We start from the raw sequence: 24,363 nt of genomic DNA, 5'->3' as shown, positions 1-24,363 counted from the left end.
GCCTTTTAGCGATTGCTATTCAGGACGACCGGCGACCGAGGTCGCAACCACAGGCCGGAGTCTCTTGAATAAGGCTTCGTAGTCGTCTGTCACCTTTTCCCAACTGTAATAAGCCGCAGCCCGCGCGGCGGCTTTCTGCCGATAGACTGCGACCAACGCCGGATCATCCAACAGTTGTTGCAGGCGCGGCGCCAACGCTGACGCGCCGCTGGCTCCATCGTAGACGAAGCCGGCTTCGTCTATCGTCTCCTGGTTTTCCGCGGTGTCGTGGGCCACGACGCAGTTGCCAAAGGCCATGGCCTCCACCAACGCCGGATGGGTGCCGCCGACGCCGGAGGTCTCGACAAAGAGGTAGGCGTTGGACGTCAGTTCCCAGTAGCCTTCACCAAAGCAGTAGCCGGTGAAAATGATGCGTGGGTCACGCACCGCCTTGAGGCGCGTAATGTACTCTGCGGCGTACGGTGCATCGCCCACGATGACGCACTTCATGTCGGTGTTCAGGGCCTGGAAGGCCTGCACCAGGTGATCGGCGCAGTTTTCTGGCACCAGACGGCCGACGAACAGCACATAACGCCGCGCCTCCAGACCCCACTGGGCCAACTGCGCCCCGGCCGGCCGGATGGGCAGCTCTGCGCCATAAGCAATGTAGGGCGAGTCGGCGTGATAGGTGTCGCGATAGAACTGCTGCACCACCCGGCTATCGGTCAGAAAGGCGTTGGGCAGCACGGTGGCCATGCGCTCAGCAAACTGGATATAGCGCTTGGCCAGCGGCGGCCATTTGGCGCGCTTCCAATCCAGGCCGTCCACGTTGAGAATGCTGGTCTGCCCGGCCAGGCGTGGAATCCAGGAGACCAGGCTGTTGCCGGCAATGAAGTAGAGCACGATGTCATACCCCTGTCCGAGCGCATGCAGGCTGGAAAGAAAGGAGTGGACGATCGTGTCCAGGTATTTGTTTTTGACGGTCGGCAACTTGACGAGACGCATGCCCTTGTAGGTCGGCTGGTCATAGGCCACATGATGGCTGCGGCAGTAGACCGTGACCTCATGGCCCCGTTCTACCAGGCGACTGCCAAGTTGCTCGACGCACGTCTCGAAGCCACTGTAGCTTGCCGGCACGCCGCGCGTGCCCAGCATAGCAATTTTCATGCCAACAACACCTTTTTCTCGTCCGGCAGCAGATGCCGGGTAATCGGTTGGACGGGTGAAAACACAGACGTCGCTATTTTGCCATTAGCTTGACACTTCGTCAAAGTCTGATACCTCGCCTGACCCAAATCGGCCCCGCCCAAGCCATATGACCATCTATTTGTGTCAACCGGACATAATAGGAGTGGGCGCTCCCCGTCGGTTCATCGTGCGCTGCTTCCAGCACGGCGCTCAGCGCGCCTTCCACGGCGGCTTCATGGATGGTGACGGCGTCGCGCAGCAGTTCGAAACGCGCCAATGGGGCCGTACCCCAGGCGCGGGCCACGAAACGCGGCGACGGGGCTGTAGCCAGGATGTCGAATTCCTCGCCCACCCCATGCCCGTCGGCCTGAAAATCGAGCACGATGCGCGGCCCGGTCGTGCCGATGACCCGCCGCGACTGCAAGGCTTCCCAGATCGCCGCGCGCGTATTGGCCCGCGCCAGGACGCCCAGCAGACCGGCCGGCTCGCCATGCGCTCCAGGCCCAAAGCCCGGATGCCCGCTGTGATCGTCACCAGAGGCCATCAGGCCGAGATGCAAGCCCTGGCGCAGGGCATCCTGGACAAAACCCTTGCGCCCGTTGAAATCCGGGCCAGCCAGTTCTTCATTTTCGCAGTGCCCATGAATCGAATAGGTCTCCACCAGGCGTTCCAGGTCAGGCGGCGGCGGGAACGCGTGCCAGTCAATCTCAGCCTGGCCGCCATTGAAGGCGCCGCGCAGGCCGCGCGTATGATGGGCGATGGTCATCACGGCCGCGCCGCTGCGCCGCAGCGCCGCCCACAGGCCGGCCGGGGTGTCCGTTGGTGGTGTGGTGCGCCGAAAAATGGGCGCGTCGTCGCCCGCGAAGTAGACACAGCGATGCCCATGAACCCAGTGCGTCCACTCGTAGGCCAGCAAGGTCGAAAAGCGCCCAGGTTCATCGAAGCTGTTGGTCACGCGCTTGGACTCAGCCCATTCGGCATCGTCCAGCATGTCGTCATGATCGGTCAAGGCGGCGAAGTCCAGGCCCGCTACGTCACGCGCATAGCGATAATAAGCGGCCGGCACGCCGCCGCCATCCGAGCGGGCGGTGTGGCCGTGAATGTCGCCCCAGAGTAAGGTGAAGGCCGGCTTCTCATCATGTATCAGGGTCGGATTGCCTGCGCCGGCGAGCGCCGCGGCCGTTTGCGCGTCGAACGAAAGCACGCCGGCCTGACGCGGCGTCACGCTGAAGGTCTTGCTGCCGCCATCCGCCGGCGTCAGCGTGATGGTTGCCGGCGCCGTAACCTGCGGGCCGCGGCTGCGCAGCCTGATGGCGCCCTGAAAATCGCTGACCGCGTTCCTGTAGAAATCGAGCACGGCCACGCGCACAGTGAACGGCTGACCGGTGCGCGCCTGCGAAGGCGCGGCCAGGTAGATCTCGACCGGCGCGCCCGGCACGGTGGTGATGGTGGGTACGGCGCTGAGCAGGCGAAATTTATCGTTGCCATCCACATCGGACGCCACGTGGAAGGCCACGCCCGCGGCGGCTGTGCGCTGTACCCGCGCGCCCGGTGAACCGCGCCGCGTATCGCCGTAGGTCAGCGTGATCGTGTCGTTGGCTTGCAGCTCACCAGCAGCCAACAGGATGTGCAGCCCGCGTGAGATCTGTTCCAGTTTGACCCGCGCCGGCGCGTGGCTCTGCCAACTGACCGTCGTGAAGCCAGCCCCTTGCGGCTCGTTCACCTGCGGGGGTGACCACCAGGCATTGGCGGGCAAGCCAGGCGGGATGACGAAGCGAAAACGGCCCCCAGCTTTCATGCCGTGCGGCCCGATGATGAACGTGATGCGCAGGGTGTAGTGGTGCATGACCACCAGGCCCTGGTTTGGCTCGATCGTGATGCGACCCTCGCCATCGAAGTTGGGCAGCGGGGTAGGTGAGGGCGGCGGCGCGGGCGTGGGCGTGGGCGTGGCATCCAGCGGCAGCGCCAGCACGCGCGCGGCGGCAAACAGCCGCCCCAGCAGCAGGCTGTCCACCGCCACCACCGCGCCCAGCTTGAGAAAGTCACGCCGCGTCACGGCGGCCAGGCCACAGGCCGAATGTTGATTCCTGTCATCGTCCATGGTTCGTTAGCCCGTCCTGGCCCGCCGGTAGATTTCCAGCGTCTCCTGCGCGCAGCGGCGCCAGGTAAACTGCGCGGCGCGCGCGTATCCCCGCTGGCGCAACTGCTGGCGCAGCTCAGGCGCACCGGCGACCTGGCGCAGCGCGTGCGCCAGCGCGCCCACATCCGTCGGGGGGACGGTCAGCGCGGCGTCGCCCACCACTTCGGGCAGCGAGGCCGCGTTGGCGCAGATGACCGGCGTGCCGCAGGCCATCGCTTCCAGGGGCGGCAGGCCAAAGCCTTCGTAGAGCGACGGATAGACGAAGGCCAGGGCGTCGCTGTAGAGCGCCGGTAGGTCGGCGTCATCCACATAGCCTGGAAAATGGACCGCGTCCGTCAGACCGGCCTGTTGCACGGTGGCGTAAATCTCCGATTCGCGCCAGAGCGCCTTGCCCGCGATCACCAGGCAGGTGGCGGCCAGTTCAGCGCTTTGGCGCGCCAGGGCAAAGGCTTCGAGCAGGCGGCCGATGTTCTTGCGCGGCTGCAAGTTGCCCAGGGCCAGGAAATAGGGCGCCTGGGCCGGCAGGCCGAGCCGTTGGCGCAGCGCCAGGCGCGCAGCCGCATCGGTCACAGGCCGGAACTGCTCGCCGGCCGCCTCGTAGGTGACGGCAATTTTGTCCGCGGGCAGGCCGTAGCGTGCCATGATCTCCTGCTTGGCGTGCCGCGACACGGTGATGATGGCCGCGGCGCGGCGCATCGTCAACGGCACCAGCGTCTTGAGCATCCAGCGGTCGCGCGGGGAGAAAAAGGCCGGGTAGAGGTCATACGAGATGTCATGCACGGTGACGACGTGTGGGCAGCTACCGACAGGCGGCGCGACGTAGTTGACGTGCAGCAGGCTCGCGCGGTCAGCCAGGGTGGCCGCGGGCATGGCGAAGGGAATGCGCAGCAGCGATGATGCGGGCCAGATGCGGCGAATCGGCGCGGCAGGGTTGGGATTCAGACGCAGGCGCAGGCGCTCCGGCTGCGTCGCGTAGAGCACGAAATCCATCCCGCGGCGCTCTTCCGACGGCAGGGCCAGCAGCGCCCGGATCAGGCTGAGGGTGTAGGTCTCATTGCCGGTCTCGCGCTCACCGACCATGTGCGCATCAATGGCGATGGTCAGAGGAGACCTGAGACCTGAGACCGGAGATTGGAGATTGGAGAGCGGAGAGCGGAGAGCGGAGAGCGGAGATTGGGGTTTCATCCGATGTAACCCAGGCCGCGCAGGCGGTCGGCGAGGGCTTCTTCGTCCTCGGCCGAAAGTTCAGCGGCGGCCGCGGGCGTCAGGCTGCCGGTGGCCGCGCCGTGCAGCACGGGATGGCTGGCGACGAAGTCTGACTCGAACAGGTCGGTCAGGACGCGGCCGTCCATGTCCTCCGGCACGGGCAGGCCGCGCAGCCAGAGAACCGTTGGCGCCAGGTCCATGATGCTCAGCCGCGGCAGGCGCACGCCTTGCCGCACGCCGGGGCCAAATGCGTAGAGAATGCCGTCGCGTGCGTGGTCGCCGGTCTGCCCGGCGTAGGCAAAGGCCGCGTCGGCCCACGGTTCGCCGGCGCTGAAATAGGTGCGCTTCTGCTCCGGGTACTCTTGCCAGATGACGCGCAGGTCCGGGCTCCAGTCCACATACGGGCCGCTGTAAATTTCTTCGCGCTTCCAGACTTCCGCCACGACCCGCTCGCCCGTCTGCGGTTCGCGCAGGGCCAGCAGCCGGGCCTTGATCTCCTCGCGCAGCGCCTCATATTCCGCGCCGGGCGCGACGATGCCGGCCGGCTCACGCCCGCGCACGTTGAGGGTGACGCCGTTGTCCGACGCCCAGAACGCGCGCGTCTGGCTCCAGTCCACGGAGCTGGTGAAGGCGAATTCGCGCAGTTTGCCGGCCGTGCCCCAACCGGGCAGCAGGCGGCGCAGGGTCTGGCGCGCCAGGTGGGCCAGGCCCAGCGACTTGAGCAGGCTGCGCACGCCGCGGATGGCCTGCGCGCCCGCGCTGCCGCGCCCGCCCTTGAGCGCCAGGTAGCCTTCCTGCTGCAGCCAGACGTTGGGATAGAAAAAGCGATGAACGCCGCCAAAGCCGTGATCGGACATGACGAAGAGGAGGGTGTTGCCGCCAGGCTCCACCACATCACGCAGCAGGTCGCCCAGGATGGCGTCTGCCTGGCGGTAGTGGTGCTCGATCTCGCCGCCAAAGCGGCCGGCCAGCGCGGGGTCGTGTCGGGGATGGCTGGAGTCCATGTCATCCCAGAGGTAGGTCATGATGCGGTCGGTCTCGGAGTAGACCACGTGCATGAAGTCCCAATCCGGTACTTTTTCCATCAGAAAGCGCGTCGCCAGCGCACGGTTGGTGGTGCCCTGGCGCACATTGGCCGCGACTGTCGCTTTAGTCGCCACGCGGTCGGCGCTGGCCTCGGCCGATTCGATCAGATAGTCGGGCACGGCCGCGTACAGCTCCTCGCGCAACTCCGGCGGGTAGGTGAACTGGCTCTTGGGGCTGGGCGTCAGCATGTCGCCGACCAGCACACCGTTGACCGGTTTGGGTGGATAGGTTACCGGGCAGTTCATAACCGCCACGCGCTGACCGGCCTCACTCAGGAGCTGCCAGAGGGTGGGCGCCATGACATGGGCGGCGTTGACCAGTTCGACGCCATAGTCGCCGGGCTTGCGCCGCGCAAAATCGAAGTAGCCATGCTTGCCGGGGTTTTTGCCGGTGGCAAAGGAGACCCAGGCCGGCCCGCTGACGTAGGGGATGCTGGAACGCAGCTCCGCGCGTGCGCCTTGCGCCTGGATACGGGCCAGGGTGGGCAGCTTCTGCTCCTGCATCCAGGGGTCAATCAACCAGAATGTGGCCGCGTCGAGGCCGATGATCAGAATACGGTTTGGTGAAGATGACATGATTAGTTCATTGAACTCCGGCAAGGGTTCGTCGAAGGCAGGCGTGATAATGACTTTGCCCGCATCATTGCCAGTTGTACGACGTGTAGTGGTCATTGTTGTTTCTCGGGAGGAATACAGACTCAGTGCTGGAAAACTTGCAGATTATGGCCTGGGTTGGCGCGCACGCAGGCCGGCGACGTAACTTGCATGCTCCGGGGAAGCCAGGCCCTGCTGCACGACTGCCAGCATCGTCGCCAGGTCGCCGGCCCACAGCGCATCCGCGGGCAACCAGAGTCCTGGAAACACCTCGCTGCGCAGGATGCCATCGGCGTCGGGCTGCAACGGCTCGTAGACGCCTTCGCGCAATATGAACCAGTCTACACGCTGTTCGTAGGCCTGAGCCACCAGGTATTCGGGCACGGCGTTGGCCGCGTAGACGCGGTGTTTGTTGTGCAAATCGTACGAAGCGCTGCTGGCGGCAATCTCCACCACCAGTTCCGGGGGGCCGGCGAGATAGTCATCTTCGGTCACGTGCGAGCGGCCGCCCAGGGCCGACTCCAGGCGCAAGAGCGCGTCAGGCTGAACGACATTCTCGTAGTCCAGCCGCACCGTCGTATTGTCGGCGCCGACCACACCGGGGGTTGCGGCACAGTAGAGCGCCAGCCAGGCAATAATAGCCACATGGGGTTTGCCGTGTAGAGCGAAATGAACAGGCGATGGCATATGGACGACTCCTTCGATGAGTTCAGCCTTGTTGAGTTCGGGATGGGCCTGGTAACGGCGCTCGAATTCCGGTCGCGTCAAACGATCGCCGGCATTCAGCGGCGGTATCATTGCCGGCCCCCGCAAAGGGCGCAGGGGCGATGGGGAAGGTCGTGGTACGCGGTCAAGTGTTCGCACAGTCATGTCGAAATCTCCTGGAAGTACAGCCGATCAGCGTTTCTGGCTCGATTCTATCACCGCTCAAGAGAAGCGTCAAGCATTCCTTATTCCTTCATCCCCGCCCGAACGTCCCGCGCTGGAAGTCGCGCACGCCGCGGCCGATGGCCTGGGCAATGGCGGGGTTGCCAGCCAGGGCGAATTGGCCGGCCTTGAAAGCCCACAGCAGCGGCCAATAGCTGAAAAAGCGCAGTTTCTGCCCTGGCGTCGCGTGTTTGCTGACGGTCAGCAGGCGGTTGCGGGTCATGTGATACCAGATGAAGGGCTGGCCCTGGCGTGATGAACTGGCGCCAACCTGGTGTACGACGGTCGCGCCGGGCACGTAGCGCAGCGGACGCCCGGCCCGCGTCAGGCGCAGGCTGAGGTCCACATCCTCGCCCATGAAGAAATAGCGCTCATCGAACACGCCCGCTGGTTCGATGACCTCGCGGCGCAGGAGCAGCGCACAGCCCGGCGCAAAGTCAACCACACCCGCGGTGTCCGCCTGACCGTGGTCGGACGCGCCCTTGTGCTGATGCACGCCCGTGCCGATCCCCCAATCCATGTGACCGCCGGCATACCACAGGCGCCGGCCATCGCCAAAGTAGATCTTGGGCACGGCCGCGCCGGCCTGCGCATCGAGGGCCAGGGCCGCGTGCAGGCGCGGCAGCGTATCGGTGTTGATGAGGGCGTCGTTGTTGAGCAGGAAGATCAGTTCCGGCGCCAGGGTGCTCAGCGCATGACGCACGCCCAGGTTGTTGCCGCGGGCAAAGCCCAGGTTTTCGCCAGCGGCCAACACGGTCAGGCTGGGAAAGCGCGCCCGCAGCGCGGCCACCGAGTCATCGGTCGAGCCGTTGTCCACGACGATCACGCTGGCCGCCGACTGGCCGCAGTCGAGCAGGGTTTGCACGCAGGTCAGCGTGGTGTCACGGCCATTCCAGTTGAGAATGACGGTTGCGATCGCGCTCGTGTCAGGCATGGCCGCGCTCACCGTTCGCGCACCGCCACCAGCGGGATGGCGGCCACAATCCACAAATAGCCCATCAACTGCAGCTCCTGCATGAGGGGCAAGAAGGTGAAGGCCACCATCGCGCCCAGCCAGGTGGCCTGGCCGGCGATGCTGACCGCGGCGAAGAAGGGATCGAGCGCCGGCGCTGTTGGGCCGCGGTTGTCCGCGGCAACGACAGCCGGATGGCTCATGCCAGGCAGCGCCCGCGCCAGGACTGACGAATCGTACGCGCCGCCCCAACGCCGGCGTTCGGCGCGCAGGGTCCAGACCATCATGAGATAGATGGTCAGGGTAAACAAGGCGCCGGGAATGCCAATCTCCATCATCATCTGCAGCCATGAGCTTTCCACGTGCTCGATTTTGATCTTGTCCGAAAACTTGAGCGCGCGCGGGCCGGCCATGCCGGTGCCGATGCCGAGGGGATGATCGAGGATGAAGGGGATCGAAGCCTCGTACGAGGCCAGGTGGCCGACGGCTGAGGGGTCGTTCAGGTTGATGCCGCGGGTGATGCGCGCCGCCAAACCCACCCGTTCGGCGCCGATGACCAGGAGCGCCGCGAGGGCGATGAGCGCAAGGATCGTGCCAGGACTGCGCAAGGCATAGCGCAGCGCCGGCGCCAGGTTGCGCAGGCCGATTTCCAGCACGGCCAGCGCGGCCACCATGCTCAGCAGGCCCACCAGTGAACTGCGCGAGTAGGTGAGGAGCACCGCCACGCCGCAGACCGCGCTGATCGTCAGCAAGGCGGCGCGCTGCCACAGGGGGCGCTGCGACTGCAGGGCGAACACCAGGGCGAGGGCAATGGCCAGCACCAACATCAAGCCCAGCTCGTTGGGGCTGGTCACGGTGCCAATGGCGCGCAAGTGTGGCTGGCGTTCCACCTCGGCGGTATAGAACGCATTTGGGATGGTACCGTCGGCCTCGCGAAAGCCCCAGTTGTAAAGGTCATTGAAATTCCAGAAGGCCACCTGGTAGATGCCTACCAGCGCCATCACGACCAAGACAGCGAGCATCGCCAGCACCAGGAAGCGCAACTGCCGCGGGCTGACCGGCACGGTGCGCAGGAGATAGAAGATCACCAGCGGTTCCAGGTAGTTGCGGAAGCCATAGATGCCCACGTTCAAGAGCGGGCCGACCAGGATATACGCGCCCATCAGCAACGCAATGCACGCCAGGCCCAGATCGAACGGATAGAGCCTGACCTTGAAGCGATCCTGGCCGAACAGGCGCCGCAGGAGCAGGACGCCGATCAGCAGCGCCATCACGCCTTCTTTCCAGAAGGCGAACAGTTCCACGGCGCCCTGCGACACGTTGAACAAGCCGACCATTGCGCGGCTGGCGAAGACGTGAAACGGCAAGCCCAGGATCAGCAGCACCAGCAGATAGAACGGCCGCAGCCAGGCCAGCGTAATCATCAGCGCGGCAAACACCAACGCCAGCCCCGCGAACGGCGAAACCAGCATCAACCCTGCCAGCCCCATCGCCAGCACCAGCCCGCCAATGTAAAAGAGCGGCGCTTCAGATCGGTATGCTTTGATCACTCTTCATCCCTCACACCGGAGATTGGAGATCGGAGACCGGAGACCGGAGACCCCTCACAGATACCCCAATCCCGCCAGGCGGTCGGTCACTTCCTGGGCTTCGGCTTCGTCGTAGCCTTGCACTGCGCCGCCGGCGCTGTCAGCGGGGTTGACCGGCGGTGGCGCCTGTGGCCTGGTTTCGACCGGTTGTGCAGCCAGCGCTGCCGGCGTCAGCATCTCCGTCAGCACGCGGCCATCCATCCAGCCTGGCACCGGCTCGCCCAGCAGGTAGAGCACGGTGGGCGCTACATCCAGGATGCTGGCCGGCGCCAGGGGCAGATCCGGTTGCACGGCCGGCCCGTGGGCAAAAAAGATGCCGTTGGCGCGGTGACAGCCGGTGATGCGCCGGCGGCTCATCTCCTCCACAGTCAGATGACGCACCGGTTCGCGGCCGGTATAGGCGCCGCGGGGACGGAACAGGTCAGGGTACGCGGCCTCCACCAGCAGGTCGGGCAGGCGTTCGCTGAACGGCCCGCTGAAGCGCTCCTCGCGGCGCCAGACGCGGTGTACCAGGCGCTGACCCGTGGCTGGATCGCGCAGGTCTTGCAGCTCGCTGATGATGCGCGAGCGCAGAGCCTCATACTCGGCGCCCGGCGTGACAACGCCCTGCGGATCACGCCCCTTGAGGTTGATCCAGATATTGCCGCGCACCTCTTCCGAATAGGCCAGCGTGTGCGCCCAGTCCACCCCAGGGAAAAACGACTCTTCGCCCAGCGTGACGCGCAGCTTGTCCGGCCACAGATGGCGCAGCCGGGACAAGGTGCTGAACGACACGCGGCCGTACAGCGCGTGTTTGCCACGATCCACCAACTTGGCGGCCAGCCATTTGAGCGTGCCGCCCGGCGAACGGTGGCTGCCCCGCGTGCGCAGCGTCAGCAAGCCCTGCTGCGCCAGCCACAGGTTCAGATGAATCTCGACATCCTCCAGCGCGCCCTCGCCGTGGTCGGAGACGACCAGCACATGCACATCGGGGGGCAGGGTTGCCAGGAATTCGCCCAGGCGTTGATCGGCGCGCTGGTAAACTTGCAGCAGCGGGTCTTCAGTGAACATCTGTGCGTTGACCGCCGGATCGTAGAGCGGATGGCTGGGGTCGTGGTATTTCCACAGGAAATGGGCCGCGCCATCGAGCGCGCTGACCACGAAGAAGGTCAAGTCCCACGGCTCACGCGCCATCAGGTTGGTGACAACGGTAAAGCGCACGTCAATCTCGCGCAGCAGCTCGGCCATGACCATGTCCCCGCGCTGAGCCGTGCTGTATTTCCAGTCGTCCGGCACGATCACGTAGGGCTGCCCGCCGGAAAGCGCGGGCAACTCGGCCTTGAGCGCCAACGGGTAGGTGAAGGCCGCGCCCATGCCCGGCGTATCCCAGCCGGAGACCAGCACGCCGTTGACCTTTTCCGGCGGATAGGTCATGGGCACGTTGAGCACGATGACTCGGCGCCCCGCCTGGCTGAGCAGCGTCCACAGCGCGGGCAAGGCGCGGAAGCTGGCATTGGTCAGGCGAAAGCCGTAGGTGCTGAAGTCGCGCTCCCAAAAATCAAAGATGCGATGCTTACCCTGGTTGGCGCCGGTGACCATCGAAGTCCAGGCCTGCGCGGTGAAAGGGTGCAGCACCGATTCCAGCGGCGCCCAGGCGCTTGTGCGCAGCAGTCGGGCCAACGTGGGCAAATGGCCTTGCGCGACCCAGGGTTGAATCAGATCAAAGGTGGCGCCGTCGAGTCCGATCACGACGACCCGACGGGCGCTGCTTGCAGTTGTTGACAAAGTTAAGCTATTCATCGTTTGCACAATCAAAGGTCAGCCGCCAGGCCATCAGCGGCCAGGCTGGCAGAAAACGATCTTCCGGTAGGTCGGCGCCTGATGCAGGCGCGACGCCAGCCAGGGATAAACTGGCTGCAAGGCGAGGCGCTGCACATGGGTCAGTCCTGGCAGCGGCCGTCCCAGGTCGAACAGCCGCCGTAAGAAGAGCCAGGCCTGGATGTTGACATTGGGCACGACGCGCAGCCGAAACGCGTCGAAATGCGCGGCGGCGGCCTCTTCAACCAGCGCCTGCAAGTCGGCCGCGGACCACATGGCGTGCTCCAGGTGCTCGCCCAGCTTCGGATGAACGCGGCCGGTCTGGCGGGTGAATGCCAGCGCAATTTCCTCCTCGGCCGCGCGCGCCGCTTCGCCGCACGGCGCGCCCACGATCAGCAGGCCGTTCGCGGCCACCACGCGCGCCATCTCCATCACCACCGCGCGGCGGTCAGCGGGCGTCAGATGTTCCAGCGTATCCAGGCAAAGCACGACATCCAGGCTGTCATCGGCAAAGGGCAGGGCCGCGCCCGAAGCCACGACCGCGGTCAGCAGGGGGTGGTCTTGCAGGCGTTCGCGGTCGAAGGTGACATCCACGCCGAACGCCGGACGAGGTACATAGGACGTGACGCCGCCCTTGCTGCCGCAGCCGACATCCAGGATGCGCAGCCCCGCCGGCCGGTCAGCCAGCGCGTCGGCGATCGGCTGGTAGCGCAGGGCGATCTCCAGGCGCCAGGCCCAATTCCAGCGCTGGTAGCGCGCCAGCGGCCCGGCCAAGCGGCCCAGGCGGCGCAGGCGTCCGGTCTGCACACGCCCGGCATCAAGACGAAACATGTCGCTCATACTCAGCCTCACGCGCCCGGCTCTCCAGCGCCGCTGATGAGAGCGCTTCGCCAGGCCCGACAAGAAACGGGTCGAATCGGCTTCCAGGAGGCAATGAAAGTTCGATGGTTGCGTTATTTGCGGATGCCATCTCCAGTAAATGGCTTATCTCAACGCCGTCATCCAGGTCTTCCCAATAAACAGCGAATCCTTGCGGCTCAATTGACCAGCGCTCTTGTTGATCGGGAGTGGCACCAGACAACCATTTCAACCAGGGCGCCTGGTCTACCCATACCTTCAACTCACGCCCGTCATTCAGGCCAATCCGTAGTAGATTGCCGGCAATACGAACACCTGTTGCCTGAGGAGTCACCTGACCGTTATCGCTTGAAGTACTCATACCACGCCTCCACATTAGTCCAGGTATCCTAGACTTTTTAGTTTTTCTGCGATCAGCGCTTCATCGCCCGCAGAATAGACCTGCTGGCGCGGTTCGATTGCCGTCTCGGTCTCCGCGCCCAGGTTGATGGGATGTTCGGCCTGGTACGCCGCGGTGAAAATCTCCCTCACCACACGGCCATCCAGCCCCTGCGGCACGGGCAGGCCCAGGCTGTACAAAATGGTGGGCGTCAGGTCGGCCAGTCCCAGCTCAGGGCCTAGCCGCTGCGCTGCAATGTCCGGCCCCCAGGCCAGGAAGATGCCGTCCGGCTGGTGCATACCCTCGCCCTCGGCGGTCACGTCGGTGAAGAGGCGCCCCGGCGACACTTCCGACGTTGGCTCATAGCCGGGCGCCAGCTCGTAGACGATGTCCGGGGCCTGGTCGGTGAACGGCCCTTGATAGAACTCCTCGCGATCGTACACCGCCCGAACCACGCGCTGCCCCTGCCGCGGATCAACCAGCTCGAGCAGGCGCGCCTTGATCTCGCGGCGCAGGGCAGCCACATCGGCGTCGGCCACGATGCCGTAGGGTTCACGGTCGCGGCGGTTGATGTAGATAGCGTACTCGGAGGCGACGCCGGAGTAGGCCCGCGTGTGCGCCCAATCAATGATGCGGTTGACGGCAAACGCGCGGCGTCCGCGCAACAGCAGACCGCGCGGCAGAAAACGCTTGATCCAGCCCATGTACTGCTTCAACTGCTTGCGCACATCGGCCTTGCCGCTGGCATAAGTCAGCCAGCCCTGGTTCGCCAGCCATTGATCTACATGCACGCGGGTGTGACGCGAGCCAAAACCATGATCCGACAGCATGAAGACCCGCGTCTCCGGCCCGGCAGCCCTCGCCAGGGTGCGCCCAAGCGCGGCATCAACGGCCCGGTAAGCCTCCTCCACCGCGTCATGAATCGGCGTGCGCTCGAACGGTTGCGGCCCGGACAGGCTCAGCAGATCGTCAAGGTAGCGCCAGGTCCAATGCTGCAAGCGGTCTGGCGTCTCGTACACCACCATGATGAAATCGCCGCCCTGGGGCAGAAGCACCTCTTCCAGCGCAGCCTGACGATCCTCCAGCGTGCGGCGCAGGTCGTTGACCAGGGCCAGGCGCTGCTCTGGCGCCCGGTAATCTCGTTCCTGCTTGAGCACGCGCAGGTCAATGACATAATGGCGGGCGCGCAGCAGGGGCGCCAACTCAGGCGGATAGGTAAAGTCGCTCTCTTCGGATGGCGTCATCATGCCGCTGACCAGCCAGCCGTTGACCGGACGCACAGGGTAGGTCAGCGGCACGTTGAGCACGCCCACGCGCAGGCCGTGGCCGCTCAGCCGTTCCCACAGCAGCGGCGCCTGAATGGCGGTGGCGTTGACAAAAGTGCGCTCCAGGTCACGGTTGAGCGCGCGCTGAAAGGCAAAAACGCCATGCCGACCCGGATTCAGCCCGGTCATGAAACTGCTCCAGGCCGGCGCGGTCAACGGCGGCAGCGTAGACCGCAGCGGCGCGCTGGTTCCTTCAGCCACCAGCCGCGCCAGGTTCGGCAGCCACCCGGCCGCGATCATCGGATTGAGCAAATCCCACGTCGCCCCGTCCAGGCCGATGACGAGGACGGAGACCGGAGATTGGGGACCGGAGACCGGAGATTGGGGACCGGAGACCGGAGATTGGGGACCGGAGACCGGAGATTGGGGACCGGAGACCGGAGATTGGAGACCGGAGACCGGAGATTGTTCGCCTTCCACGAACACCTGATCTCTGATCTCTGATCCCTGATCTCTGACCTCTCCCCCCTGCATCATCCCCTGCGCATCGAGCTTGAACAGCCGGCGGCGAATCCAGCGCAGGCGCTTGTGGAACGTCACCATGGCGACGGCGGCTTCCAGTTCCTGGGGGCTGAAGGTGCGCAGCACGAGCAGCGTCACGATGTAGACCAGCGCGCCGAGAGGAGCCGTGAAGAACATGGACCCGTGCTGGAAGAATGAGAGAGAAGCGCCGGTCATGGCGCCGGCCAGGGCGATCTTGAGCGTGACCAGGCCCATCTCCCGCTTGTCCAGGTAAGGCAGCAGGGCGATCGTGCTGATGACGAAGACGACGCCTTCGGAGAGCATGATGCCGTAGGCCACGCCCACCGCGGCAAACATGGGCACCAGGTAGAACCAGGTGGCGGCGGCGCCCAGGGCAAAGCCGATGCCGAGGCCGATTGCCACCACCCACTGGCGGCCAACGGCTAACAGCGCGGCTTCGTAGAACTGATTGGAGAAGGTGAAAAGGATGATCCAGCCGAAGACGGCCAGAATGGCGGAGGCGCCGGCCAGACCGCGCCCCAACACCAGGTCGGTAATCTGCTGCGCCAGGGTGGTCATCAGCACCGCCAGCAAGAGACTGATCGCGATGAAGAGCTTGAGGCTCTGCGCGAGTGTCTTTCTAAACTTCTGCGGCTGCAGGCGCGCCTGCTGAGCAAAAACCGGTAGAATAGCGCCGATGAGGGCCGCCGGCACGATGCGCATCTGCTCCACCAGGCGAATCGGGCCATAGAGCAGGCCGGCAGCCAGATCGCCTTGCCCCGGCGCCTGCGCATTGAGGATGGTGGTCAGCATGACGATGCCGCCGCGCCAGATGAAACGACGCACGAACATGTTGATACCGAGCGGAAAAGACTCCTTCAGCAGATACCACATGCTGCGCCAGTCGGTACTGACCGCTTCTCTGATGAACCGCCTGCGGCTGAGATACCAGCCGGCCACCAGGCGCAGCAGGTTGGCGACAAGACGCGCCCCAAACAACCCGGCCAATCCCCAGTCCAGCCCGATGGCGACGAAAGTAAAGAGCACGATGAGCGCCTGGCCAAAGATGACGGTGAAGGCCTGGTATTGCATCTGCTGGTAGGCGCGGAAGACGGCGGTGAACACCTCGGTCAGGTTGGAGAAAACCTGGCCGACCGCAAAAAAGAGAATGGCCCACCACAACTGGGGGTTCGCATAATGACCCTGCGCCGCGATCAGCACAGCAACGACCATCACCAGCGAAAGCACCCAGCGCAAGGTCCACACCCCGGCCAGGTGCTGGCGTGCGTGAGCCTGATCGCTGGCTATCTCGCGCACCAGCACACGCGAGTTGCTCAGCTCGGTGAGCATGATGAACAGTTCGATGAACGAGATGACGTAGCCGTAGCGACCAAACCCGGCCTGGCTCAGGTAGCGCGCGGCCAGCGAGAGAACGATGATGCTGAGCAAGGCCTCTACGATGTAGGCGATCAGCAGATAGCCTGAATTGACGGCAATGCGCCGCGGGCGTTGATCAATGACGGCCATGCTTAGCTCAGAACCTCATCCGGTAATAATGTCACAACAAACCTCAATTTGCTATAAATTGACCCACAGCGCCACCAGGTCGAGCAGGCCAAAACCGACCATGAACCACAGTCTGGCCCGCGGCAGACGCCAGCGCTGGCTCCAGAAGCGCAGGCCGCTGACCAGCAAGATCATCCAGGGCGCCAGCGCCGGCAGCAGATAGCGCCCCTGCGGCTGCCAGGCGAAGAACCACATCGGCGCGGTCGCCAGCGTAAACGACAAGATGACCGCCGCCGCGCTCCAGCCGATGGCCGCGGCGGCCAAACGATTGGTGCGGCGCTGCCGCCACAGGCCGCCCAGGCCCAAGAGCGCCAGCAGGCACACCAGCGCCAGGCCCACGTAAACCGGCAGCGGTAGCGGCGCCTGCAGCCAGCCAAAATTCCCCCAAAAGCCGGGGAAGAGCAGGGCCAGGTAGAGCACGATCTGCGCCGCGCTGGCCGGGCCGGCGTCCGCACTGGTCGCCCAAACGCCTTGCAGCGGTCGCAGGAGCGGCTGCGCCAGCAGACTGCCCCAGGTGACGGCCTGCTCGAAATCGTCGTTGACCAGGCCCGGCGCGCCCTGCACGCCCGCGTCATCCACCCACAGCGTGCCGGTCTCGCTCGGCAACTCACCGGCGCCAGGCGCAATGCCCAGCAGCACCTGGGTCGTGGTGACGCTGAGGGTACGCGTCACGACCAGCCAGGTCCACTCGGCGGTCACCGGCGCCACCAGCCGGTCGAGGCCCGCATCATCTTTGATGGTCAGGCGGGCCACCTGCCGGCCGTCGGGACTGCGCACCCAGGCGCCAAAGCCGATGGTTTGGCCGGCCAGGCCTCCGGTCATCTGCGCCTGGGTGAGACGTCCCCAACCCTGCGCCGTGTCGTCGCGCACGGCCATGCCCCAGCGCCCGCTGTGCGCCGCGGCCGGCGTCAGGCCCGCGCCCCAGGGCTGTCCGCGCCCGCCCCAGGCGGTTGGTTGCCGGCTGGGCAGCAGCGCCAGCAGACCAAGCAGCGCGGTCAGCCCGATCAAGGCGCTGCGCTGACGACGCGTGCCGCGCACGCCGCAACGCCAGGCGACGGCAATCAGCGCCAGGGGCAGTGCAAAGAGCGCTGTCTTCTTCACCCAGGCCGCGAACAACGCCGCGGCCAGCAGCGCCAGGGCCGGGCGCCATTCGGCGCGGGCAGGCAAGACCCAGCGCAGCAGGCTGCCGAACATCAACGTGCCGGCGAGCACGGCCAGGCTGTCGTTGTTGACGCCGCCGGCCAGGAAGGCCAGCATCGGCAGGCCGGCCACCGCAGCGGTCGCGGCCAGGCGGGCGCCGGGCGCCTGTCGCCAGAGCGGCCCGGTGGCCCACCACATCGCCAGCACGGCCATGACAAAAAATAGCCCCGACACCAGCCGCATCAGGCGAACCTGGACAGGCAGGGCCAGGGGCAGGCGGCAGATTAGCGCCGGCAGCCAATAGTAAATGGGGGATTCATCGCCCACCTGCCGACCGGCGTTGCGCAAGAATGGATCATCCGCAAAACGACTGGGCAGAGGGTCAGGCGTCGGCTGGCGTACCAGGCGCCAAAAATCGGCGTCCGCCAGCGCCGCAATCAAGCGCTGCTGCAGCGCAGGGTCCGCATCGCCGGCGCGCAGGTCGCTGCGCTGCGCCAGCAAACAGGCCATCTCCACATGGGCCGGTTCATCGGGCGCCTGCCACAACGGCGTCAGCAGACCGTAAGCCAGCGCGTGCAGGCCGGCCCAAATCAACAGCCAGCGCAGGCCCGGGCTAGCGCGCGGCGCGGGCACCCAGCGCCTGCGGTTGCCGCGCAAAGACAAAGTCCCACAGCAGCGCCAGCCAAACACCGGCAATCAGACCGGCCACAGCGGCGATGACCAGGCGCAGCAGGACAGACCAGGAACGGGAAGCGGTCTCGGCTGCGGCTTGCTCCAGGATTTCAACCGAAAGTGGATCAATGGGCGTCTGGTACTCGATCTCGTGCAGTTGACGCCGCACGGCCAGGTAGGGATCGGCCGCCAGGTTGCGCTGCTGCGTCAGCCAGTAGAGCTGCGAGTCCTCGGTCGCCAGCTTGGCTTGCAGCTTCAGGACATCGCTGTTGAACCAGTCCACCGATTCTTGCAGGGTGACGGCCTCGGCTTGCAGCCGGGTTTTCCACGCGGCCAGGTCGCTGAAAGCCGGCGGCGCGCCTTGCAGATCGGCGCGTGCCTGCATGATGCCGTTCGCCAACATTTCCCAGGCGATGGCGGTCGGCGCGCGTTGACCGGCCTGGGCTTCGTCAATCTGGGTCAACAGGCGGTTGGCGGCATCGAGCGCCACCCGGTAATCGGCCAGTAGGCCGGCACGGGCGTCGAGTTCCTTCTGGTCTGGCTCCAGGCCGCCCGCTTCGAACGTTTCGGCGCTGCCCACCCCCTGTCCTGTCTCGGCCTTGAACGCTTCAAGCGCCTGCTGGCTGCTGTCCATGCGGGTCTTGAATTCCTGGCCCAGATCGGCGATTTCCTGGTACATCAGCTCGGTGCCGTACTGTTCGGCCACCACCTTTTGCAAGGCATCGGCCCAGGCGTTCGCCAACTGTGCGGCGTCAGTGGCCGTCGGCCCGGAAGCGTCCAGCAGAATACTATCGGTGGATTCGGCGCGCAGGGTGACGCGTGCCAACAGGTCGCTGTTCACCGTCAGGTTCAGTCCGGCCACGGCGCGTTCGGCCACGGTTTTGGTCTGGCCGAGCAGCATGAACTCGCGGCGCCAATCGCGCTTCGTGTCAATGATGCGCTGCACCGCGGGGTCAATGTTCCATTGAAACTGCGGAACGCGCACCCGCAGCACGGCGCGTGCCTGGTAGGTGGGCGGCCGCAGCAGGCCATAGAGCAACGTGGCGCCGACGGTTACCGATAGCACCAGGGCAATCAACAGCCAGCGACGGCTCAGGGTCTGCAAAAGATTCGCGAGATTCAGTTCTTGGGTCATGACTCACTCGATCGGGACATATCACCCGAGGGGTTGCGATTCAGATTGGGCAGCCCAAAAGGGCTGCGGCACAACGGCGATTATAACACCCTGGCAGGGATGGCGCAAAGTGGAAAGTGGAAGGCGTTTGGAGCGCGAAGGCGTTTGGAGCGCGAAGGCGCGAAGGGATACGAAGGCGCGAAGGGATACGAAGGCGCGAAGGCGTTGGAGATCAGAGGCGAAGGTCCACGAAGGCGCGACATCAACCACAAAGAGCACAGAGAACACAAAGAAACGGCAGATAGACGCAAAGGCAACTCTCTGCGTTTTTTGTTCTCTGTGGTAAAAACCAGGAGATGAAGTGGAGATCGGGGATCGCAAAGTGAACCAACGAGGCGTTTAGTTGCCTCCGGCGTGACGACGTTGTTCAGCCAGGAGGCTGACGCGGTGGTAGATTTCTTCGATGGCGGCGGCGGCGTGGGGCCAGGTGTAGTGTTGCACGGCGCGGGCGCGCAGGGCTGCGCCGCGGGTGCGGGCGGCAAGTGGATCGTGCAGCGCTGCGGTCAGGGCCGCGGCCAAGGCGTGGCTGTCGGCAGGCGCTGCGTAGAAACCGAGATCACCCAGGTATTCGCGATGCACGGGAGTGTCGAACGCAACCACCGGCAGTGCGCTCGCCATGTAGGTCAACAGTTTTCCGCTGCCCTCCGTGGCCGAGAGCTTGGGCGCGACCGCGACATCGCCCAGGGCCACATGGCGCGGGGCGTCGGCAAAGGGCACCATGCCGGTGAAGAGCACGTCCGCGGCCAGGCCCAGGCGCTGCGCCAGGCGCCGGTAGTGCTCCACAAACGGGAAGCCCATGATGAGGAAGAATGGCCGGCCGGCTGCGGTTGGCGGGGAACGCTGCAGCGCCCGCGCGGCCTGTAGGAGCAAGTCAATGCCCTGGTAAGGCGCCAGCAGACCGAGGTAGACGACCAGCGGACGGCCGGAGGGCAGGCCAAGCTGGGCGCGCAGCGCGGCCAACTCGTGCGCTGCAAACATGGATGCAGGGCGAAATTGGGCCGGATCCACACTGTCCGGCAGGGTGGTGACACGGGCGGCGGGTACGCCGAAGGTGGTCACAAGCAGGTCGTGGGCGTGCTGCGAACTGGCGAGAATGGCCGCGGGCTGCTGATCAATCCAGCGCTCCAGGCGTTGCCAGGCGGGCAGCAGCGGCGAGTGCGGCGCCAGGAAGCGATGATCGAGCATCTCGCCAACGAGACTGCCCTGGAAATCGAACACGAGCGGCAGGCGCTGACGGGCAGACAACAGGGCGCCGAGCAGGGCGCCTTCGTGCAGGTAGGCATGAACCAGGTGCGGTTGCCAGCGCCCGGCCGTTTGCCAGACCGCGGAGGCCAGCAGCAGGTCGAGCGCAAGTTTGCGCCAGGAGGAACCGACCGGCATGTCGCGGCCGCGCGCGCCAGGGGGCCACGGCGGGCGCACGATGGTCAAGCCGGGCACCTCACGGCCACCAGGATAGGTGACGATGCGCACCTGGTGGCCACACGCCTGCAGCGCCTGCGCGTGGCCCTGAATGCGCACGTGACAGCCGTAGTCAGCAAAAAAGCCGGTGGGTGCAATCATCAACACCCGGTAGGATGATGGCGTGCCGCGCGCCGCGCTCAGGCCTCGCGCCACAGCTCACGGCGGAACTGCCACAGCTCGCGAAACGCGCGCAGGATGACGTGCAGTTTGGCGCCCGTGGGGTTGCCAGCCGTGCGTGGCAGGTGACTGACGGGTACCTCCTTGATGCGGAACCCGTCGCGCTTGGTGCGCACCAGGAATTCGGCGCTGAAGGTGGCGCCGCGCGATTGGATCTGGGGGCCAACCTTTTCGATCACCTCGCGGCGGAACAGCTTGAACGCGCAGTCAATGTCGCGCGCGGTGTAGCCGAAGAGGAGGGTCACCAGGGCGCTCCAACCCTTGCCAAACAGGACGCGCAGCGGTGGGTCACGTCGCGGTGCGCGGTAGCCGACGACCATGTCCGCACCGGCGATGTGCGGCAGCAGGCGGTCCAACTCATCCAGCTTGAACTGGCGATCGGAGTCGGTGAAGAAAACCAGGTCTTTGCGCGCACTGGTGATCGCGGTGAAGACAGCGGCGCCGTAGCCGCGGTTGACCGGATGCTCCACGGGACGCAATTCAGGGTAGGTTTGCGCCAATTCCTGCAACACGGCGCCGGTGCGGTCCTTGCTGCCGTCGTTGGTGACGACGATTTCGAATTCATCCCCGCGGCCGCGCATCACACTGATGACATCCGCAATCATACCGGGCAGGTTTTGCTCTTCGTTATACGCAGGCATACAAACAGAAATACTAGGCACTGAATAAGAACTCCATTGTTTGCTCAATTTTTAGCCCCAAGAGCCTTTGCGCCCTGGCGTCTCTGCGTTGAAGCATCTCCAAATCAGCAGATCTAATCCTTTTGGGACGTCCTCTCATCTTCCCCGCGCAGTTGGCGGCCGCCCAGGCCCAACATGCGCATCCAGATATTGGGGTGCGCAGGCAACGCCGCTGTTTCCACACCGAGCGCGGGCCGGGTGCGGTCGAGCATCCAGTCTCCACGCACGGCCAATGCGCGGCTGAAGGCCTCTTCGAGCGCGGCGGTCTCACCACTGGAGACGAGGTCGCGCCAGGTGTCCAACTGCTGGCCCAGGGCGTTCAAGCAGGACAAGACGTTGTCACGGTTGCCGGCAGTGGCCTGCGCCAGCAGCGAGGCGCTTTCGGCGGTCAGCCGTGTCGAGGTTTCGAGCTGCGCGCCGGCCATTTTGATCTCCTCTTTCCAGGCGCCCTGGCGTGCTGTGGCCAACAGGGCCGCTGCCATGATCGCCGGCAGCGTCTCAACACCGGCCATCACGCCGTCGTGCTCGGCCGGGTCGAGGTAGAGGACCGCGGCGCCCAGGCGCTCCGCCAGATCGGAAACGACCTGGGCCGCGGCGGCCGCTGTCGCCGGCGCGATCGTCAGGCAGTAGGGGCGTTTGGCAAAGAGGGTGGCGGTGGCTTTGTAGAAACTGGTGTCGGCGGCGGTGATGACCGGGTGGCCGCCCACAAAGAATACGTGCACCGGCAGCAACTCGGCGGCCGCCTGCAGCACCGGTCGCTTGAGGTTGGCAGTATCGGTGACGACGCAGCCTGGTTTCAGTGCCGCGGCGATGGCGGCCAGCGTGGGCCGAATCTCCGGCAAGGGCAGGTCGAGGATGACCAGGTCGGCGGCCGCGATGGCGGATACCAGGTTCGAGTCGGTGCGATCAACCGCCTTGACCTTGCGTGCATACTCGGCCGCGGCGATGTTCTTGTCGTGGCCGACAATCAGAAAAGACTGTTGGCCGACGCTCTGCTTGAGGGCCAGGCCGATCGAAATGCCGATCAGTCCCAGGCCCACGATGGTGACCTGGGGCGAGGATGCCAATGGCGATGAAGCTGATGAAACTGATGAAACTGATGAAACTGATGAAACTGATGAAGCTGATGAAGGCGAAGCGTTCGTTTGCTGAGTCATGATTCGTTATCTGCTTTCTGCAAAGCCAGCAGCCACGCGTCGTGTTGACTGCGCGCTGCCGCATGGGTGACCAGGGGCGCCTGGTGGTGTTCGATGAGCCAGGCCGTTGTGGTCGAACAGCCGGCGGCCAACACCTGTGCGGCGCCCAGCGCCGCATGGTGAACGATCACGTAAAAAGAGTAACGCCAGTGAGCGGGCGTCGCGGGTCGCGCCAGCCAACGCAAGAGGCGCCGCCCTGGCGGTGTCAGATTGAGCAGGACCAGCGCCACGCGATGCCACAAGCGCAAATGACCGGATTTGGCCGCATCGTGCAATAGGGCGGCCGCCAGTAAATCGCGATCGGCCGGGGGACGATAGCCCTGGGCCTGCAAGGCAAGCAGGACGTTCAGGCTGTGCCGTTGGTCCGGCCGCGGCATGGCGGCAAAGAGCGCCCACGCCGGCGCCGGCAAAATCCCGCGCGCCATGTCCAGCTCGGACGGCGTCACCTGGGCTTGCAGGGCCGACCGGAACTGGGCGATCCGATAGCGGGCGCGTGCCGCACGCCGCGGCCAACTGCCGGGCGCGGGGTCTGCACGATGGGGATCAGAAACCGAAGAGTAGTTCACTTAGAAAATTCACCGGTGGGTTGATGAGGCCCCAAAAAAGGTCGCCAGGCAGGATCAGCACTAGCAGGAGCAGCAGGGAGCCGTACTGCGATAGCACCATGAGCGGATTGCGCATGGACGTCGGCAGCAGGTTCGCCAGGATGTTGAAACCGTCCAGCGGCGGAATGGGCAGCAGGTTGAACACAAACAGGAACAGGTTGATGATGCCGAAGTAATAGAGAATCTCCCAGAACAGCGAGGCTGAGTAGATTTCGGCGCGAAACGGGATGGCAATCAACGCGGCCAGGAATAGATTGGACAATGGACCGGCCGCTGACACGATGATGGAGCCAACCTGGCGATTGCCGCGCAGCAGGTTTGGATTGACCGGCGTGGTGGCCCAGCCAAAGCCGAACAGGAGCATCAACAGGCTGCCCATGGGGTCAATGTGGGCCAGCGGGTTGAGGGTGATGCGTCCATACTGCCGCGGGGTGGGGTCGCCCAGGCGATCGGCCGCCACCGCATGCGCCAGTTCGTGCAGGGGAAAGGCAATCAGCACGATCAGCAGGCGCGCCATGATGGAGCGGGCTTCGATGGTTTCCGTATAGATGAGTGCCGCCAGCAGCAGAATGATGCCGGCCACGGCCAGCAATTTCTGCTGTTGCGTCCAGTTCGACCAGTTGATCATGGGTGTTGTTTCCTCTTTTGTTCAGAATGAGGCTCGCCTGCCTGGCTAAACAGTGGCATCGTCGTGCGTCCGTCGGCGGCGGCTCAGGGCCATGCTGATGCCGAACAGGGCGATCACGGCCACGACGGCTCCTGCCCACACGGTGTAGCTGAGGCCCAAGAAACCCTGGGCGTACGCGGTGGCCTCCACGATGCGATCATAGGTGATGCGATTGCCGGTGCTCTCCAATTCTTCGAGTTTGTAATAATAGGTCTTCTCTGCTTCGACCTGCGCGTCGGTAAAGGCATAGCGGCCGCCCAGCAGCGGGTCAGGCGAACTGGGAATGAGTTGGTCGTTGATCTGGTCGTACTCACCGTCCCGGCTGTCGCTGCGGTAGACATTGAAGCCGGCGGTATTGACCTCAGTCTCTGTGGACCACTGAATGATGATCGGCGCGGCCTGCGCCGTGCAGCCGGCGAGCAACATGGTCAGCAGGAGCAGCACAAAAAAGAGAGGATATTTGGTTCTCCGTGCCGAATGCTGCGCCCAGCGCAGGGCGAAAATCCTGTTCATCCTGTTCATTCTGTTCATCCTGTTCAAGTTG

The 24,363-nt window shown here is 65.0% G+C and carries 19 protein-coding genes; all 19 read right to left on the bottom strand.

From position 1 onward, the window contains the following. Positions 1-15: 15 nt before the first annotated feature. Positions 16-1,146, bottom strand: coding sequence for a glycosyltransferase (locus tag IPM84_00280; GenBank protein MBK9091234.1), 1,131 nt, complete (start codon positions 1,144-1,146; stop codon positions 16-18). Positions 1,147-1,246: 100 nt separating this feature from the next. Beyond that, complete coding sequence (locus IPM84_00275; GenBank protein MBK9091233.1) at positions 1,247-3,268, bottom strand: CehA/McbA family metallohydrolase; 2,022 nt, start codon at positions 3,266-3,268, stop codon at positions 1,247-1,249. Between the two features lie 6 nt (positions 3,269-3,274). Beyond that, positions 3,275-4,387, bottom strand: coding sequence for a glycosyltransferase family 4 protein (locus IPM84_00270; GenBank protein MBK9091232.1), 1,113 nt, complete (start codon positions 4,385-4,387; stop codon positions 3,275-3,277). Between the two features lie 101 nt (positions 4,388-4,488). Continuing rightward, positions 4,489-6,270 carry an alkaline phosphatase family protein gene (locus IPM84_00265; GenBank protein MBK9091231.1) on the bottom strand — a complete coding sequence of 594 codons (1,782 nt, stop codon included), beginning with the start codon at positions 6,268-6,270 and terminating at the stop codon, positions 4,489-4,491. 48 nt (positions 6,271-6,318) lie between these two features. Continuing rightward, positions 6,319-6,990, bottom strand: a complete 672-nt coding sequence (locus IPM84_00260; GenBank protein MBK9091230.1) for a Uma2 family endonuclease — start codon at positions 6,988-6,990, stop codon at positions 6,319-6,321. A gap of 160 nt (positions 6,991-7,150) precedes the next feature. Beyond that, positions 7,151-8,053 carry a glycosyltransferase family 2 protein gene (locus IPM84_00255; protein ID MBK9091229.1) on the bottom strand — a complete coding sequence of 301 codons (903 nt, stop codon included), beginning with the start codon at positions 8,051-8,053 and terminating at the stop codon, positions 7,151-7,153. A gap of 8 nt (positions 8,054-8,061) precedes the next feature. After that, complete coding sequence (locus IPM84_00250) at positions 8,062-9,621, bottom strand: O-antigen ligase family protein (protein ID MBK9091228.1); 1,560 nt, start codon at positions 9,619-9,621, stop codon at positions 8,062-8,064. Positions 9,622-9,675: 54 nt separating this feature from the next. Then, positions 9,676-11,424, bottom strand: coding sequence for an alkaline phosphatase family protein (locus IPM84_00245; GenBank protein ID MBK9091227.1), 1,749 nt, complete (start codon positions 11,422-11,424; stop codon positions 9,676-9,678). Between the two features lie 48 nt (positions 11,425-11,472). Continuing rightward, positions 11,473-12,297, bottom strand: a complete 825-nt coding sequence (locus IPM84_00240) for a class I SAM-dependent methyltransferase (protein MBK9091226.1) — start codon at positions 12,295-12,297, stop codon at positions 11,473-11,475. Further along, positions 12,275-12,676 (bottom strand): DUF2442 domain-containing protein, encoded by a 402-nt coding sequence (locus IPM84_00235; GenBank protein ID MBK9091225.1) that lies wholly within the window; start codon positions 12,674-12,676, stop codon positions 12,275-12,277. The genes IPM84_00240 and IPM84_00235 overlap by 23 nt, the downstream gene beginning before the upstream one ends. A 14-nt stretch (positions 12,677-12,690) precedes the next feature. Next, on the bottom strand, positions 12,691-16,008 hold the full coding sequence (locus tag IPM84_00230; GenBank protein ID MBK9091224.1) for an alkaline phosphatase family protein: 3,318 nt from the start codon (positions 16,006-16,008) through the stop codon (positions 12,691-12,693). 51 nt (positions 16,009-16,059) lie between these two features. Further along, positions 16,060-17,820, bottom strand: a complete 1,761-nt coding sequence (locus IPM84_00225) for a DUF2142 domain-containing protein (protein MBK9091223.1) — start codon at positions 17,818-17,820, stop codon at positions 16,060-16,062. Beyond that, positions 17,801-18,994 carry a hypothetical protein gene (locus IPM84_00220; GenBank protein ID MBK9091222.1) on the bottom strand — a complete coding sequence of 398 codons (1,194 nt, stop codon included), beginning with the start codon at positions 18,992-18,994 and terminating at the stop codon, positions 17,801-17,803. Before IPM84_00220 ends, IPM84_00225 begins: the two co-directional genes overlap by 20 nt. A 378-nt stretch (positions 18,995-19,372) precedes the next feature. Continuing rightward, positions 19,373-20,647, bottom strand: a complete 1,275-nt coding sequence (locus IPM84_00215; protein MBK9091221.1) for a glycosyltransferase family 4 protein — start codon at positions 20,645-20,647, stop codon at positions 19,373-19,375. Continuing rightward, positions 20,632-21,333, bottom strand: coding sequence for a glycosyltransferase family 2 protein (locus IPM84_00210; protein ID MBK9091220.1), 702 nt, complete (start codon positions 21,331-21,333; stop codon positions 20,632-20,634). Before IPM84_00210 ends, IPM84_00215 begins: the two co-directional genes overlap by 16 nt. Positions 21,334-21,425: 92 nt before the next feature. Further along, positions 21,426-22,418, bottom strand: coding sequence for a prephenate dehydrogenase/arogenate dehydrogenase family protein (locus tag IPM84_00205; GenBank protein MBK9091219.1), 993 nt, complete (start codon positions 22,416-22,418; stop codon positions 21,426-21,428). A gap of 86 nt (positions 22,419-22,504) precedes the next feature. After that, the gene (locus IPM84_00200; protein MBK9091218.1) at positions 22,505-23,113 is read right to left on the bottom strand and encodes a hypothetical protein; all 609 of its coding nucleotides are present in this window, start codon (positions 23,111-23,113) and stop codon (positions 22,505-22,507) included. Further along, the gene (locus IPM84_00195; protein ID MBK9091217.1) at positions 23,091-23,669 is read right to left on the bottom strand and encodes a site-2 protease family protein; all 579 of its coding nucleotides are present in this window, start codon (positions 23,667-23,669) and stop codon (positions 23,091-23,093) included. The genes IPM84_00200 and IPM84_00195 overlap by 23 nt, the downstream gene beginning before the upstream one ends. A 156-nt stretch (positions 23,670-23,825) precedes the next feature. Next, complete coding sequence (locus IPM84_00190; GenBank protein MBK9091216.1) at positions 23,826-24,332, bottom strand: hypothetical protein; 507 nt, start codon at positions 24,330-24,332, stop codon at positions 23,826-23,828. Between the last annotated feature and the right edge of the window lie 31 nt (positions 24,333-24,363).

This window comes from Candidatus Amarolinea dominans (assembly GCA_016719785.1).
Classification (GTDB): Bacteria; Chloroflexota; Anaerolineae; order SSC4; family Amarolineaceae; genus Amarolinea; species Amarolinea dominans.
The sequence above is the reverse complement of the archived record's forward strand: the minus strand, read 5'-3'. Positions and strand labels throughout refer to the sequence as shown.